Origin of the sequence: Nonomuraea sp. NPDC049750 (assembly GCF_040659625.1) — a bacterium.
Classification (GTDB): Bacteria; Actinomycetota; Actinomycetes; order Streptosporangiales; family Streptosporangiaceae; genus Nonomuraea.
This window is the reverse complement of sequence record NZ_JBFANB010000002.1, coordinates 131,924-146,780: the sequence shown is the minus strand read 5'-3', so window position 1 is coordinate 146,780 and position 14,857 is coordinate 131,924. Positions and strand designations below refer to the sequence as shown.

The following is a 14,857-nucleotide window of genomic DNA, read 5'->3' as shown; positions in this document are numbered from 1 at the left end:
GACCGTCCACATATGTCAACCGGGGGGCATGCCGCGGCATTTCGCTTGACACCTTTTCCGTCGCACGCCTACCGTCCAAGCAAGCGCTTGGTAAGATACGATGCAGACGGCGAGGAGGAGGAGACCATGAGCACACACGCTGCCCGGCTGATCACGCCGGACGGCTGTGGCGGCCCCCCGGTGCCGTACCAGCGCAGGACTCTCAACGGAGCCTCGATGCCGAACGGCCAGTCCCACGCGAGCGGCAACGGCCAGCTCGACAGCCGGAGGTTCAGGTCGGTGCTGGGCAGGTTCGCCACCGGCGTGGTGGCGATCACCGCCCTCGACCCGGCCAGCAGCGAGCCATGCGGGCTGGCGGCCAACTCCTTCACCTCGGTGTCGCTGGACCCGCCGCTGGTGGCGTTCTGCGTGGCGCACACGAGCACGAGCTGGCCCAAGGTGCGCGGCGCCAAGGTCATCACCGTGAACGTGCTCGCCGAGCACCAGCAGCACGTCTGCGCCCAGCTCGCGAGCCGGGGCGGCGACAAGTTCGCCGGGCTGCGGTGGACCGGCTCGCCCGGCGGCAACCCGGTGCTCGAAGGAACCCTGGCCTGGATCGACTGCGCGGTCGAGGCCGAGCACATGGCGGGCGACCACGTGATCGTGGTGGCCCGGGTGCTCCAGCTCGACACGCACGCGGACGGCGGCCCGCTGCTGTTCTTCCGCGGCGGCTACGGCGGCTTCGTTGAGCCCCAGTGACGGTGTTCGCGTCGAGCCTGCGGTTGTTCGCGTCGAGCCTGCGGTTGTTCGCGTCGAGCCTGCGGTTGTTCGCGTTGAGCCCGCGGTGAGGAGGCGTGCGTGAGCCTGCGTGAGGAGGCGCGCGCCTGGCTGGCCGCGAACCTCACCGGAGACTTCGCGCACGCCCGCGGCCTGGGCGGCCCCGGGCGTGAGCACGAAGGTCACGAGGTCCGGCTGGCCTGGGAGCGCCATCTCGGCAAGGCGGGCTGGACCTGCCTGGGCTGGCCCGTCGAGTACGGCGGACGCGACGCTTCGCTCGCCGACCAGATCGCCTTCCACGAGGAGTACGCCCTGGCCGACGCCCCCGCCCGCGTGGGCCACATCGGCGAGGGACTGATCGGGCCGACGATCCTGGAGTTCGGCACCGAGGCGCAGAAGGCCCGCTTCCTGCCCCCGATCCAGCGGGGCGACGAGCTGTGGTGCCAGGGCTACTCCGAGCCGGAGGCGGGCTCCGATCTGGCCAATGTCCAGACGAAGGCGCACCTGGCGGGCGACGAATGGGTCATCACCGGTCAGAAGGTGTGGACGTCGCTGGCCCACGTGTCCGACTGGTGCTTCGTGCTCTGCCGTACGGAGGCGGGCTCCCAGCGCCACCGTGGGCTGTCGTACCTGCTCGTGCCCATGGACCAGCCCGGCGTCGAGGTTCGGCCGATCGTGCAGATGACCGGGACGTCCGAGTTCAACGAGGTGTTCTTCGACGGAGCCAGGACCGCGGCCGAAAACGTGCTCGGCGCGCCCGGCGACGGGTGGCGCGTCGCCATGGCCACGCTCGGCTACGAGCGCGGCGTCTCCACGCTGGGTCAGCAGATCGGGTTCCGGCGGGAGCTGGCCCGGGTGATCGAGGTCGCCGAGCGTACGGGCGCGGCCGACGACCCGGTGCTGCGTGACCGGCTGGTGCGGTCGTGGCTGGAGCTGGAGATCATGCGGCTGAACGCGCTGCGGTCCGATCCGGGGCCGGTGGCGTCGATCGCCAAACTGTACTGGTCGGAGTGGCATCGCCGGCTGGGCGAGCTGGCCCAGGCCGTACAGCTCAAGTCCGGACTTGTCGCCCGCGACGGCGAGCTCAACGATCTCCAGCGGCTGTATCTCTTCAGCCGGGCGGACACGATCTATGCCGGTTCCAGCGAAATCCAGCGGAACATCATCGCCGAGCGCACCCTGGGACTCCCCCGCTGACGGACCTCTCTGATCGGAGCACTATGGCACCGCCGTACCCCAGAGCGCACGGCCTGCTCGACGGCAAGGTCACGCTGGTCACGGCCGCGGCGGGGGCCGGGATCGGCTACGCGACGGCCAAGCGCTGCGCCGAGGAGGGGGCCACGATCGTCGTCTCCGACCGGCACGAGCGCCGCCTGTCCGCCGCCGCCGACTCGCTGACCGAGCTCACCGGCGTCAAACCGCTGGCGGTGCCGTGCGACGTGACGTCGGAGGCCCAGGTGCTGGCGCTGTTCGACGCGGTGGTGGAGGCGCACGGGCGGCTGGACGTGGTGGTCAACAACGCCGGGCTCGGTGGTACGGCGGCACTGGCCGAGATGACCGACGAGCAGTGGCACACCGTCATCGACGTCACCCTGAACGGCACCATGCGCTGCACCAGGGCCGCCCTGAAGCAGATGATCGCCCAGGGGTCCGGGGTGATCGTGAACAACGCCTCCGTGATCGGCTGGCGGGCGCAGCGGGGTCAGGCGCACTACGCGGCGGCCAAGGCCGGGGTGATGGCGCTGACCAGGTGCGTCGCCCTGGAGGCCGCCGAGCACGGCGTCCGGGTGAACGCGGTGGCGCCTTCGCTGGCCGTCCACCCGTTCCTGGCGAAGGTGACCAGCGAGGAGCTGCTGGCGGAGCTGGCGGCCGCCGAGGCGTTCGGGCGTTCGGCGGAGCCGTGGGAGGTGGCGAACGTGATCGTCTTCCTGGCCAGCGACTACTCCTCGTACATGACGGGCGAGGTCGTCTCCGTCTCTTCTCAACACCCGTGACTATATCCTGAGCGACAGGATATAGTGGGCCGGTGAATATAACGGAGCCCATGTTCCTGGCGCTCACCGCGCTGGTGGACGAGCCGCGGCACGGCTACGGCATCGTCCAGGAGGTCGATCGACTGTCCGAGGGGCGGGTGCAGCTCAAGATCGGCTCCCTCTACGGCGTGCTGGACCGGCTTACCGGGGAGGGCCTGGTGGCGCTCGACCGGGAGGAAGTGGCACAGGGGCGGCTACGCCGCTACTACCGGCTGACCGACTCGGGGGCGAGGGCCCTGGAGGAGGAGGCGGCCCGGCTGGCGGCCAACGCCCGCGCGGCGACCACCCGCCTCCGAGACCGGACCGCCCGCCTGCTCCCCGGAACGGCCACCGCGCTCGCCGGAGGTGCCTGGTGAACGAGTTGCTCGAACGGCGCTACCGCAACGTCCTGTGGCTGCTCCCCCGCTCGTACCGGGCCGAGCGGGAGGAGGAGATGGTGGCCACGTTCATGGAGTTCTCCGGCGACGTGCCGGATGAGGAGAACCCTCGGCCGCGCTGGGGCGAGATCGCCAGCGTGCTCGCTCTCTCGATGCGCGTACGGTTCGGTGGAGCGGGCGCGATGCCCCGGTACGTCGCGTGGGGTGCGGCCGCCAGGCTGGTGGCGCTGCTGGGGCTCGGCTTCCACGCTGCGGTCGGCACCTTCACCCTCGCCATCCTCTTCCCCCAGAGACCCGACTTGGCGACGCCGCCCCTCACTGTGATCACGGCGGCTCTCTGGGTGACGGCATTCGTCCTGCTGATGCGGGGACGCACCCCGATGGCCAAGCCGGTGGCGCTCGCGGCCGGTGCGGTGGCCCTGGCCGAGCTCGTCGTCCGACTGGACTTGGCCGACCCGTTCGCGCCTCTGAACGCGGCGCCCCAGGCACTGAACGTCGTGGTGCCCCTGGCGGCCCTGCTCGCCGGCTTCCACGACGACGTCCCGCCGGTGCGACGCAGGTGGCGAGCGATCGGCCTGGCGCCGGCCGCCGGGCTGCTGCTGAGGATCGCCATCCCTCTCCTGCTGGAGTCCGCGCTGTGGCAGTCGCCGATGTTGTGGGTATGGGTGGAGCCGACGGGTCTCGCCACGGTGGTCCTCGTGGTGGCCGGAGTCATCTGCCTCGCGCGTCGCCTGTCGGCGCACGTGCCGCTCGCCCTGGCGATCCTGGGGACGTTGGCGCTGCTGTCACGGCTGCCGCTGGTAGCCATCAACGACGTGAGCTCAAGGCCGGAATCGATCTGGGTGTCCAGCATGGGCCAGTGCTTGGCGCTGGTCGTCATGGTGACGGTCCTCGCGGTCGCGGGCTTCCGCGGTTTGCCGTCCGTACGACAGGGGCGGGCTGTGGTCTAACGTCAGGTCCCCTCCCAGTGGGGGGTGTGCGATTCGATGTCCTCCGGCAGGCCGATGCGTCCGTTCAGCAGAATGAGCGGGGTGACCTGAACGCTGGTGCTGAAGCGGATGTAGCCGACGAAGAACTCGATCCCGGCGGCCTGCGCGTTGACCGAGCACGGGCCGAGCCACTCCAGCAGTGCCCGGACCTGGTAGAACTCGTTGGGGTGGAGTTCTTGGCGTACCGTCAGCGCCCAGCCCTCCGCCTGCTTCCTCTCGACCAGCTCCGCGACGAGTACCCCGCCCACGCGCATGGCGGGGAAGCGCCGCGCGAACACGGGCTCCGGATCGACGTCCTCCCACTCACAGTCGGGGTCGTCGGGGTCACCGAGTGGATAGGTCTCCAGGTAGTCGCCGGTGCCGATCGGCAGCCGCTCAGGTCGCGGCCCTTGCCCCACATGCCACCGCAGCTCGGCGAGCTCGTCGTCGCCGAGGTCGGCGCGAAGGTCCATGGTCAGCACGAGTTCGTAGATGTCTCCCACCGGCGCACCCTATCGATCATCGGCCGGCCACCCTGACAGGGAAAGACCAGGGTAGGCGCGCGAGCTGGGACGACTTAAGGTCCGAGACATGGGCACACGCGCTTCCCACCTGCTAGATGTCCTCATGACGGAGTTCGGCGAGTCGATCAAGCGAGACCCCGCGGCATTCAGGCGGAAATTTCGGAAAATGGCGGCCTCCCCTTTTGCGTTCTACCGGGGCAGCGCCTGCCTGTTCTACGCGGACCTCACCGAAGGGTTCGCGGACTCCTCATACCTTGACGAACCGACCAGCAGGGTGTGGATCCACGGCGACCTGCACGCCGAGAACTTCGGCACCTACATGAACGCCTCGGGCGTGCTGGTCTTCAACGTCAACGACTTCGACGAGGCGTACGTGGGACCGTACGTCTGGGACCTCAAGCGGTTCGCCGCCAGCGTGGCGCTGATCGGGTACGCCAAGGCCTTGTCGGACGAGTCGATCAGCGGGCTCGTGAGCGACTTCGCCGGCGCGTACCTGGCCGAGCTGGGCGGCATCGCGCGCGGCGGGGACGACGCGATCGGGTCGCTCACGCTCGACACCACCACCGGTGTGCTGCACCGGGTGCTCCAGACGGCCAGGCTGAGCACGCGCGTGGCGATGCTGGACGTCGAGACCCTGATCGACGACTACGACCGGCGCTTCGCGATCATGGACGGGCGCGAACCCGTCGACGCGGCGACCCGCGACTCCGTGACGGCCTCCTTCGAGGACTACCTGACGACGCTGCCCGCGCAGTCGAACCCGGTCGAGCACGTGATCAAGGACGTGGCGCTGCGCAAGGGCGTGGGGATCGGGTCGGCGGGGCTGCCGTCGTACAACCTGCTGCTGGAGGGGCGGTCGCAGGCGCTGGAGAACGACGTCATCCTCTACATGAAGCAGGCGCAGGTGCCGGCGGTGGCCCGGCACGTCCCCGACGAGAAGGTCGCCCGTTACTTCCATCACCAGGGCCATCGGACCGCGGAGTCGCAGCGGGCGCTGCAGGCGTACGCCGATCCGTGGCTGGGCTACACGACGCTGAACGGCGTGGGGCAGTTGGTGGCGGAGGTCTCGCCCTACTCCGCCGACCTCGATTGGGACGACGTCAACGAGCCGGCGGAGCTGCGGTCGATCATGCGGGATCTGGGGCGGGCGGTGGCGCGCATGCACTCGGTGGCGGACGACGAGTCCAGCCACGACCTGGTGAACTTCTCGACGGAGGAGTCCATCATGGCCGTGGTCAACGGCGACAGGCCCGGATTTATCGGGATGTTGGTGGATTTTGCGCACCGTTATGGGGCACAGGCCCGGGAAGACCACCAACGGTTCGTCGACCTCTTCCGCAACGGCCGCCTTCCGGGGGTGTGACCGCCCCGGCCCCGTGCGGGTGTGGGCGCCTCGCCCGTGCGGGTTGGCCGTCTCGCCCCGCGGGTGTGACCGCCGGCTCTCCCGGCACGGTCCCGAGCTCGTGGCCCGGTTGTTCGGACGTGGTTCGAGCAGAGACGTGGGCTGAGACGTGGGCTGAGACGTGAGCAGGGACGTGGAGGGAGCATCGTGAGGCGTCTGGTGGGGTTGCTGCTGGGGACGGAAGAGGACTGGCCGTCGGCGTTCGAGACGGTGCTGAGACGGTTGGGGCCGGTCAAGGGGGTCGGCGAGTTCGACGTGGAGCGCATCACGATCGAGCCGTTTGACCTGCGCGACCGGCCCCGGCACGATCTGGTGATCGACCGGCTGGCGTACTGGTATTACCCCGCGCGAGTGGCTCAAGAAGATCGCCATGATGGACGACGTCTATCTGCTGAACAGCCCGTTCACCTTCCAATCGATGGAGAAGCACGCCGCCTACTGCGCCATGATGCGCCTCGGGCTGAAGGTCCCGAAGACGGTGCTCGTGCCGTACAAGAACCCGCCCGACAACACCAAGTACGCCTATACGGCCTCCCGATACAACCAGCCGTTCGATCTTGACGCGGTCGCGGAGGGGATCGGGTATCCGCTGTTCATCAACTACCACCGGTTGAAGCTGGTGGTTTGCTCTCTCGGTCCCGTCTGGGTGAGGGGAGGCCGGTAGCGTGTGGCTGGTTGATGGCAGCCCAGCCCGTGATGCCGCGTGTGGCGATGTTGCGGGCTGCGATGTGGTCGGCGTGCCCAGCGAGGCCGCACCTTTGGCAGACGAACCGGCCTCGCGCCGGTCGGTTCGTCCTGCTGATGTGCCCGCATTCTGGACAGGCCTGGGAGGTGTAGGCGGGGTCGACCAGCAGGAAGGCGACTCCGGCTCGGGCGGCCTTGTAGCGGGTGAAGGTGATCTGCTGGGCGAACGCCCAGCTGTGCAGGGTGCGCCGCTGGAGCCGGTGAGCCCTTACCCGGCTGCGGATGCCCTGCAGATCTTCCAGGGCGACGCCGCGGCCGGTGCGTTCGGCTTCACGCACCACGAATTTGCTGATTTGGTGGTTGAGGTCGGTCATCATGCGGTGTTCGCGCCCGGACAGGCGGCGCAGTACCCGCCGCGCCGCAGAAGTGCCTTTCTTCTGCAGCCGTCGGCGTTGGCGATGGCGTCGCTCGCGCAGGGTGCGGACGTGGCCGTTGCCGCCGATCGGCCCCGGCAGTGCGGGGCCGGGCAGCACTGCCCGGTCGGAGGTGACCGCCAGGTTGGCCACCCCTTGATCAACCCCCACAAAGCCGCCGACCGGCTCACGCACCACAGGGTTGGGCAGGGTGAGGGCGACCTGCAGCAGCCACACCCCGCGCCGGCAGATCAGGTCGGCCTCCCCGAGCGGCAGTGCCTCGATGGCTTTGAGGTCTTCTGGCCGGCCGGTGTAGGGGAGGGTGACGCGGCCGGTGGGGGTCCACAGCGACACGGTCCGGGCGTCCCGGTTGAAGCTCAGCAGCCGGGCGTCGCAGGGGACGGCGCCGTGCGGGCGGAAGATGTGTGCGCGTTTCTTGCTGGCGCGCCGGTTGGCGTAGGCGCCGGCGACTCGGGCGATCGCCCGTACGGCCGCTTGCGCACCCAGCCCGGCCACCCGCCCGCGCACCTCGTAATAGGCCAGCCGGTGCAGCTTCACCACGGTGAAGACGCGGTGCTGCCAGGCCAGGCGGGAGACGACGGTGGCCTGATTGCACAGCAGAACCGCCGCGGCCAGCGAGTCGGCCTGGGCCGGGGTGGGCGTGAGGCGCAGTTGCACGATCGTGGGCAGGCCGTTGCGTTTGGTGGTGGAGCGGCGGATTGCCATCGCGCACCTCCTGTCACAGCGTCCTCACTCACCGCACATATTACCGAACGTGACCGAGCCTTTCCATACTGTTTTCGAAAGGAGAGGTGGCGCTTCCTCCCGGTCCTGAAGGACCGGGTCTCCGCGCCACCGTTCAGATGAAGCCGTACGACGGTGGGGCGTGGCACGGGGTGTCGCTGGTACGGGACCCCGCGAGCTCCATCGGGCCTACGACCAGAGCGGCGAGATGCTCATGAATCTGCAGAAGGCGGTCGAGGGCTACGACGCGTTCGCCCGTTCGCTGTCGATCGGGGCGGAGACGATGTGTGGGCACCGGGCGGCAGCCGCCAGCTCGATCTGGACACGCGGGCGTACTTCGCGGTCACCGGGTCGTATGAGGAGTGGCTGGCGGCCTATCGGCAGCTGGCCGACGCTTACTTCGAGACCGACCGTTACCAGGACTTCTGCGACAGTCGGCTGCGCCACCTCGACGAGATCGTCCTGGACTGGGTGGCGGGACCGGACTTCGACCGGCTGCTGGTCGACACGGTGACGGCCACGTATCCCGCGCACGAGAGGGACCGCTTCGTGGAGCACTTCCGCGGCCTGCTGGGATGTGGGTGAAGGACTCCGGCTGAGCACGCCGCACCTTCGCGGGGCTGGCTCGCGATGCCAGCCGTGCCCGCGCCTTCGGGACGGGCACGCGATGCCGACTGGCCTGCGCCTTCGGGGCCGGCTTGCGAGGCCATCTGGCCCGTGCCTTCGAGGCTGGCTGGCGAGGCCGGCTGGCTACCGACCAGTCGGTATGGCATGCTTCCGGAACATGACGCTGTTCTCGGTGGAAGGCAAGACCGTCGTCGTCACCGGCGGCTCCCGTGGCATCGGCCGCATGATCGCGACCGGGTTCGTCGAGGCCGGGGCGACCGTGTACATCTCCGCGCGCAAGGTCGCCGAGGTGGAACAGACCGCCAAGGAACTGGGCTGCGTGGCCGTGCCGGCCGATCTGTCCACACCTAAGGGGGTGGGCGCGCTGGTGGAAGCGGTGGACGGGCCGCTGGACGTGCTGGTGAACAACGCGGGCGCGGCGTGGGGCGCGCCGCTGGAGGACTATCCGGAGCATGCCTTCGACAAGCTCTGGAACATCAACGTCAAGGGGGTCTTCTTCCTGACCCAGCGTTTCCTGCCGCAACTGCGGGCGGCGGCCAGCGCGGAGAATCCGGCGCGGGTGATCAACATCGGGTCCATCGACGGGATCCGGGTGCCGTCCGTGGAGAACTTCGCCTACTCCGCGTCGAAGTCCGGCGTACATATGCTGACCCGGCACCTGGCCAGGCAGCTGGCGCCTGAGCACATCACCGTGAACGCCATCGCACCGGGGCCGTTCGACTCGAAGATGATGGCGTTCGCCCTGGATGATCCGGCCATTCGGGAGAGCATCGCGGCGAGTGTGCCGATGGGCCGGATCGGCCACCCCGACGACATGGCCGGGGCGGCGATCTACCTGTCCTCACGTGCCGGGGCGTACCTCACGGGCACGGTCATTCCAGTCGACGGCGGCATTTCCTGCTAATCCCGATCCTGTCAGGCGCGGATCCTGTCAGGCGCGGATCTCAGAGGAACTTGCGGAGCGCGGTGGCGAGATTCGCGGCCGCGCGGGGCTCGTAGCGCAGGAACAGGTACGGCTCGGTGAGCTCGACCTCGATGACCACCGGGGTGCCGTCGGGGAGCCGGACCAGGTCGATCCTGGCGTACAGAAGGGCCTGGGGGATGGCGGCAAGCACCTTCTCAGCGAGTTCGACCTGGTCCGGGGCCGGTGTGCGCGGTTCGGCCCGAACCTGGTCCGCGCCCGTCTTTCCCGGAGACAGCTTGGGGGTGCGCCGGACGGCATGGCCGAACCGGCGGTTGAAGTACAGCAGCGAGGTCTCGCCCTCCGACTCGACCATGTCGAGGTAGGGCTGGACCCTGTGGGTTGCGACCGGCGGCCGCCAGCGCGATGGCGTCGCCTCCCCGAAGGGGGATTCCTCCGTCAAAACCCCAGCCACGACGGACCGTCACATGGATCGAGACAGTCGCGTGACGGACCACCCGGGAAGCCATGATGTCACCGCACTACTTGGAAGTGGCGCTCACACCCACGCCACTACGGTGCGTGGCCGTAGCGGCGTTGCCGTTGATGTTGTTGACGTTGGTGCTGGAGCCGGCGCCTCTGTTGCCGGCCTGGACGTTGCCGAAGGTGTTGCCCGACTGCGCGGACGCGGAGTTGGTGCTGGAGCTGCTGTTGCTGGTGTCGGTGTCGGCATGGGCCGGAGCGGCCAGCAGGGCCGTGCCCGCGGCGATGGCGACGATGGCCGTGATGCCAAGCTTCTTGATCATGTCGATGTCCTTCCAGAGGATTTCTCATGGACTTCGGACCCCGCCGGACGGCGGCCCGGGGTGCGAGGAAGGGGGATCGGGGTCAGTAGAAGATGTAGGTCACCGTGGTGCTGCCGTTGGTAGCGGTGGCGGCTATGCCGTTGATGTTGTTGACGTTGGTCGACCGACCGGCACCCTCGTTGACCGCTGCGATGTCGGCGAGACTGTTTCCGGACTGGGAGGAGTAGGTGTTGCCGCTCCAGGCGTCGGTCCAGGTGTCAGCGTGAGCGGGTGTGGCCAGCAGGATGGCGCCGGCGGACGCTGCCACGACGGCACCGGTGACGCACAGCTTCTCGATCACTTCAGCTCCTTCGCCGGTGGGCGTCTCGCATGAGACAGCACCGGCCCAAGAGCACACCGCCATCCCCGTTGACCTTCTTTGACCTTTGAGGATCAAAGCCAAAGCGATCATATAACCAAGCGTAGTGATCGTGTGACTCTTAGCAATCAGAACATTCTTCTAGGGCCGCATCGCTGACAGGCGGTGTCAGTGGTCGGCTCGTAGCATCCGCGCATGATTTACGAGTTGCGAAACTACACTCTGCATCCCGGCCAGCGGGACACACTGATCGAGTTATTCGAGCGTGAGTTCATCGAAGGGCAGGAGGCGGCCGGGATCGGAGTGGTCGGCCACTTCCGGGACCTGGACGAGCCAAACATGTATCCGTGGATGCGGAAATTTCCGGATATGGAGGCTCGGCGGGCGGCCCTCACGGCCTTCTACGGCGGCCCGATCTGGAAGGCCAACCGGGACGCGGCCAACGCGACGATGATCGACTCCGACAACGTACTGCTGCTGCGCCCAGTGCCCGTTCCCTCCGCCGACGTGCCACACGGGTCCGCTCCCCGCCACTCCGACCTCTCGCGCGGGACTACTACTTCCGGCCTCCCGCGCGGGTCCACTCCCGACCTCCCGAGCGGATCCACTCCCGACCTCCCGAGCGGATCCACTCCCGACCTCCCGACCGGGTCCGCTCCCGACCTCCCGAGCGGATCCGCTCCCGACCTCTCCTCCGAGTCCGGTCCTGGCCCCACTCTCCAGTCCTCTTCCAGTTCCTCTTTCGATCCCTTTTCCGGTACGGCCCGGCCGCCTGTCGGCGCCACCGTTCTGCCCGAGTCGCTGTACGTCGCGATGATCTACCACGTCGACGACGGGTTCGCCGAGTTCTTCGCTCGGGAGGCCGTACCCGTGCTCAGGGAAGCCGGGGTGCCGCCGGTGGCGTGCTTCGAGACCGAGGCCGCCGAGAACACCTTTCCCGCCCTGCCCGTACGTACAGGCGAGCAGGTGTTCGTGTGGTTCGCCCGGTTCGATCGGCCCTCGGACGAGCGTGAGGTGGCGCTGCCCGGGCTGGAGTCCCGGTTGACCTCTCCCCCGCAGCGTCTCCGCCTGGCTCCCACGGCTCGATCAGCGCTTCGCTGAGGCTCCGGGCCCCACGGCTTGGTCCGGGTGTTGGGTCAACGCGCGGACAATGGTGGGCATGGAGGTAGTGATAGTGTCCGGGCCGCCGGGGGCGGGGAAGTCGACCGTGGCCCGGCTGCTGGCCGATGCCGTCACGCCTAGCGTGCATCTGCATACGGATGACTTCTGGGCGTTCATCCGGCGAGGGGCCATCGCGCCGTACCTGGCGGAGTCTCGCCATCAGAACGAGACCGTCATGAGCGTGCTGGCGGACGCGGCGTTCGGGTACGCCGACGGCGGCTATCACGTGATGGTGGATGGCGTCGTCGGGCCGTGGTTCGTCGGCGCCTTCGCCAAGGTACGGCGCGCTCCGCTGCACTATGTGGTGCTCCGGCCCGACCGGGAGACGACCCTGGTCAGGGCGACGGGGCGAGGGCTTGACGCGCTCACGGATCCGGAGCCGGTGCTGCAGATGTACCAGCAGTTCGTCGACCTGGGTGAGCTGGAGCCGCACGCCTTCGACTCCAGCGGCCTGACCGCCGAGCAGACGGTCGCCGAGATCCGCACCCGACTGTCCGAGGGCGCCTACCTGCTCAAGACGCCGTAGCCGCTTCCAGAGCCCGCCTCGGACCATGGACGGGCCTCACGACGGAGGCGGGCCTGCGCCGTAGGCGGGCACTGGGTCGGGGGCGTCTTTGAGGAGTTTCGCGACTGCGTCGCCTATCTCCCCGGGGGACCAGCGGGCGCCGCGGTCCGCGCGTGGGCCGTGGGTCCAGCCCGTGGCCAGGGAGATCACTCCGCCCTCCACCTCGAACACCCGGCCCGTCACCGCCTCCGATGCCGCCGAGCCGAGCCAGACGACCAGCGGTGACACGTTCGCCGGGTGCATCGTGTCGAAGCCGGAATCGGGCGCGGCCATGGTCTCGGCGAAAACCTCCTCGGTCATGCGGGTGCGGGCGGCGGGGGCGATGGCGTTCACCGTCACGCCGTACCGACCCAGTTCGGCGGCGGCCACCTGGGTCAGCGCGACGATCCCGGCCTTGGCGGCGGAGTAGTTGGACTGGCCGACGCTGCCGAGCAGGCCCGCGCCCGACGAGGTGTTGATCACGCGGGCGGCCGCGGGTGCGCCGGACTTGGCTCGTTCGCGCCAGTACGCGGCGGCGTGCCGCATCGTCAGGAAGTGACCCTTGAGGTGGACCCGGATGACCTCGTCCCAGTCGTCTTCGCCCATGGAGACCAGCATGCGGTCGCGGACGAATCCGGCGTTGTTCACCAGCACGTCGAGCCCGTCGTACGCGGTGACGGCGGTCTTCACCAGCCGGGCGGCTCCGTTCCAGTCGGCCACGTCGTCGCTGCTGGCCACCGCCTGGCCGCCGAGCGCGCGGATCTCCTCGGCCACGGCCAGCGCGGGACCGCCGGAGCTGCCGTCGCCGCCGAGGCCGGTGCCCAGGTCGTTGACCACGACACGGGCGCCCTGCCTGGCGAACTCCAGCGCGTGCTCCCTCCCGATGCCCCGCCCGGCTCCGGTCACGATCACGACGCGGCCGTCACAGATTCCCACACGGACCTCCCAGGAAGATCAGGCAGAGATATCAGGAAATGTCGCTTGAAGCCAGGTTTTGCCAGGCGGGAATCTCGCCGCCCCCGTGCACGTGTACCTGCGCCCCTGTCACATAACCGGGCGCGGCCAGCCACAGGCAGACCGAGGCCACGTCGGCGGGCGTCGCCATCCGCCCGGCCGGGATGGCGGTCCCCACGTCCTTACCGCCGTAGTGGTCGGCGGAGTCCTCCGTGGCGGCCAGTCCGACGACGACCGTGTTGACGCGTACGTCAGGAGCCCATTCGGCGGCCAGGCAGTTCGCCAGGTGATGCAGTCCCGCCTTGGCCGCACCGTACGCCGAGGTGCCCGGCGAGGGCCGTACTCCACTGGAGCTGCCGATCATCACGACGGAGCCGCCCGAGGCGGCGAGCAGCGGGTGGGCGCGCTGCGCGACGAGCATGGGGGCGATCAGATTGAGCTCGACGACACGTGTGTGCAGGCGTGGTGAGGTGCCCTCCAGCAGCGCGTACGGCGAGCCGCCCGCGTTGTTGACCACCACGTCCAGCCGGTCGAGCCCGGAGAACAGCCGCTCGAGGTCGTCGGCGTCCCGCACATCGGCCCGCACGAACCGCACCCCTTCGGCCGGCGCCGCATCCACAACCGAAGGAGGCGGCGTTGCTGACGACGCATCCACGGCCGAAGGCGTGCCCAGGGGCGCAGATGATGGGTCGTGGCGGGCGCAGACGATCACTTCGGCGCCGGCCGCGGCGAAGGCGGTGGCGATGCCCGCGCCGATCCCCCGCGTCCCGCCGGTCACCAGGACGACCTTGCCCGTGTAGTCGTAAGTCACCGTCACGGGTGCTACCGTACCAAGCAAGCGTTAGGTGCAACCAGGGAGCGGGATGGGAATCACGCTGCGGGACGGCCCGATCGCCGAGGTCGTCGTCGACGTCCCACCGGTGAACGCGCTGCCGGCGCGAGCCTGGCACGAGCTGGCCGGCGCCGTTACGGCCGCCGGGCAGGACGAACAGACCAGGGTCGTCGTACTACGAGCCGAGGGCCGGGGCTTCAACGCCGGCGTGGACATCAAGGAGATGCAGGCCACCGAGGGCCACACCGCCCTGATCAACGCGAACAGGGGGTGCTTCGCGGCGTTCGCGGCCGTGTACGACTGCCCGGTGCCCGTGATCGTCGCTGTGCACGGCCACTGCGTCGGCGGCGGCGTGGGCCTGGTGGGCAACGCGGACATCGTGCTGGCCAGTGAGGACGCTTACTTCGGCCTGCCGGAGGTGGACAGGGGCGCGCTCGGCGCCGCCACCCACCTGTCCCGGCTGGTGCCGCAGCACCTCATGCGCGCCATGGTCTACACGTGCCGGAACGTGACGGCGGCCGAGCTGCACGCGTTCGGCTCGGTGCTGGAGGTGGTGCCGCGTGACAAGCTGCGGGACGCGGCGCTGGAGGTGGCGGGTCAGATCGCGGACAAGGACCCGTACGTGATCCGCCGCGCCAAGGAGTCGCTCAACGGCATCGACCCGGTGGACGTGAAGCGCTCCTACCGCTTCGAGCAGGGCTTCACGTTCGAGCTGAACCTGATGGGCGCGGGCGACAGGCACCGGGACCGTTTCGTGGAGGGCTCGTGAGCAA

19 protein-coding genes are annotated in these 14,857 nt (G+C 69.1%); 12 read left to right on the top strand and 7 right to left on the bottom strand.

The window, feature by feature from the left end; translation table 11 throughout:
• Positions 1 to 216: 216 nt before the first annotated feature.
• From AB0J16_RS05900 to AB0J16_RS05880, 5 genes are all read left to right on the top strand, one after another.
• Complete coding sequence (locus AB0J16_RS05900) at positions 217 to 738, top strand: flavin reductase family protein (RefSeq protein WP_358536127.1); 522 nt, start codon at positions 217 to 219, stop codon at positions 736 to 738.
• Positions 739 to 837: 99 nt separating this feature from the next.
• Positions 838 to 1,953, top strand: coding sequence for an acyl-CoA dehydrogenase family protein (locus AB0J16_RS05895; RefSeq protein ID WP_358535121.1), 1,116 nt, complete (start codon positions 838 to 840; stop codon positions 1,951 to 1,953).
• Positions 1,954 to 1,976: 23 nt separating this feature from the next.
• Positions 1,977 to 2,750: an SDR family oxidoreductase gene (locus tag AB0J16_RS05890; protein WP_358535118.1), complete on the top strand. Its 774-nt coding sequence runs from the start codon at positions 1,977 to 1,979 to the stop codon at positions 2,748 to 2,750.
• A 32-nt stretch (positions 2,751 to 2,782) separates the two neighbouring features.
• Positions 2,783 to 3,145, top strand: coding sequence for a PadR family transcriptional regulator (locus AB0J16_RS05885; RefSeq protein ID WP_358535116.1), 363 nt, complete (start codon positions 2,783 to 2,785; stop codon positions 3,143 to 3,145).
• The gene (locus tag AB0J16_RS05880; RefSeq protein WP_358535114.1) at positions 3,142 to 4,116 is read left to right on the top strand and encodes a hypothetical protein; all 975 of its coding nucleotides are present in this window, start codon (positions 3,142 to 3,144) and stop codon (positions 4,114 to 4,116) included. Before AB0J16_RS05885 ends, AB0J16_RS05880 begins: the two co-directional genes overlap by 4 nt.
• A gap of 2 nt (positions 4,117 to 4,118) precedes the next feature.
• Here the strand turns inward: AB0J16_RS05880 and AB0J16_RS05875 are convergent, their stop codons facing one another.
• Positions 4,119 to 4,637, bottom strand: coding sequence for a hypothetical protein (locus AB0J16_RS05875; protein WP_358535112.1), 519 nt, complete (start codon positions 4,635 to 4,637; stop codon positions 4,119 to 4,121).
• 88 nt (positions 4,638 to 4,725) lie between these two features.
• Between AB0J16_RS05875 and AB0J16_RS05870 the strand changes: the two genes are divergently transcribed.
• Positions 4,726 to 6,021 (top strand): DUF2252 domain-containing protein, encoded by a 1,296-nt coding sequence (locus AB0J16_RS05870; RefSeq protein ID WP_358535110.1) that lies wholly within the window; start codon positions 4,726 to 4,728, stop codon positions 6,019 to 6,021.
• Between the two features lie 409 nt (positions 6,022 to 6,430).
• Complete coding sequence (locus AB0J16_RS05865; RefSeq protein ID WP_358535107.1) at positions 6,431 to 6,724, top strand: hypothetical protein; 294 nt, start codon at positions 6,431 to 6,433, stop codon at positions 6,722 to 6,724.
• Here AB0J16_RS05865 and AB0J16_RS05860 read toward each other — a convergent pair.
• Entirely contained in the window at positions 6,657 to 7,883 is a 1,227-nt protein-coding gene (locus tag AB0J16_RS05860; protein WP_358535105.1) for a transposase, read from the bottom strand. The genes AB0J16_RS05865 and AB0J16_RS05860 overlap by 68 nt on opposite strands.
• A gap of 303 nt (positions 7,884 to 8,186) precedes the next feature.
• On the opposite strand from AB0J16_RS05860, the gene AB0J16_RS05855 reads away from it, so the two are divergent.
• The gene (locus tag AB0J16_RS05855; RefSeq protein WP_358535103.1) at positions 8,187 to 8,486 is read left to right on the top strand and encodes a hypothetical protein; all 300 of its coding nucleotides are present in this window, start codon (positions 8,187 to 8,189) and stop codon (positions 8,484 to 8,486) included.
• A 199-nt stretch (positions 8,487 to 8,685) separates the two neighbouring features.
• Positions 8,686 to 9,432 (top strand): SDR family oxidoreductase, encoded by a 747-nt coding sequence (locus tag AB0J16_RS05850; RefSeq protein WP_358535101.1) that lies wholly within the window; start codon positions 8,686 to 8,688, stop codon positions 9,430 to 9,432.
• 40 nt (positions 9,433 to 9,472) lie between these two features.
• On the opposite strand, the gene AB0J16_RS05845 is transcribed toward AB0J16_RS05850, so the two are convergent.
• The 3 genes from AB0J16_RS05845 to AB0J16_RS05835 form a co-directional block, all read right to left on the bottom strand.
• Positions 9,473 to 9,892: a hypothetical protein gene (locus tag AB0J16_RS05845; protein ID WP_358535099.1), complete on the bottom strand. Its 420-nt coding sequence runs from the start codon at positions 9,890 to 9,892 to the stop codon at positions 9,473 to 9,475.
• 79 nt (positions 9,893 to 9,971) lie between these two features.
• On the bottom strand, positions 9,972 to 10,235 hold the full coding sequence (locus tag AB0J16_RS05840) for a hypothetical protein (protein ID WP_358535096.1): 264 nt from the start codon (positions 10,233 to 10,235) through the stop codon (positions 9,972 to 9,974).
• Between the two features lie 82 nt (positions 10,236 to 10,317).
• Positions 10,318 to 10,575, bottom strand: coding sequence for a hypothetical protein (locus AB0J16_RS05835; protein ID WP_357946688.1), 258 nt, complete (start codon positions 10,573 to 10,575; stop codon positions 10,318 to 10,320).
• A 213-nt stretch (positions 10,576 to 10,788) separates the two neighbouring features.
• Between AB0J16_RS05835 and AB0J16_RS05830 the strand changes: the two genes are divergently transcribed.
• A complete protein-coding gene (locus tag AB0J16_RS05830; RefSeq protein WP_358535094.1) occupies positions 10,789 to 11,694 on the top strand; it encodes an NIPSNAP family protein in 906 nt (301 codons plus the stop codon).
• A gap of 58 nt (positions 11,695 to 11,752) precedes the next feature.
• A complete protein-coding gene (locus AB0J16_RS05825; RefSeq protein ID WP_358535092.1) occupies positions 11,753 to 12,280 on the top strand; it encodes an AAA family ATPase in 528 nt (175 codons plus the stop codon).
• Positions 12,281 to 12,316: 36 nt separating this feature from the next.
• Here AB0J16_RS05825 and AB0J16_RS05820 read toward each other — a convergent pair whose 3' ends face one another.
• Positions 12,317 to 13,234: an SDR family oxidoreductase gene (locus AB0J16_RS05820; protein ID WP_358535090.1), complete on the bottom strand. Its 918-nt coding sequence runs from the start codon at positions 13,232 to 13,234 to the stop codon at positions 12,317 to 12,319.
• A 31-nt stretch (positions 13,235 to 13,265) separates the two neighbouring features.
• Positions 13,266 to 14,069, bottom strand: a complete 804-nt coding sequence (locus AB0J16_RS05815) for an SDR family oxidoreductase (protein WP_358535088.1) — start codon at positions 14,067 to 14,069, stop codon at positions 13,266 to 13,268.
• Between the two features lie 46 nt (positions 14,070 to 14,115).
• On the opposite strand from AB0J16_RS05815, the gene AB0J16_RS05810 reads away from it, so the two are divergent.
• Complete coding sequence (locus tag AB0J16_RS05810) at positions 14,116 to 14,853, top strand: enoyl-CoA hydratase family protein (RefSeq protein ID WP_358535086.1); 738 nt, start codon at positions 14,116 to 14,118, stop codon at positions 14,851 to 14,853.
• Positions 14,854 to 14,857: the final 4 nt, after the last annotated feature.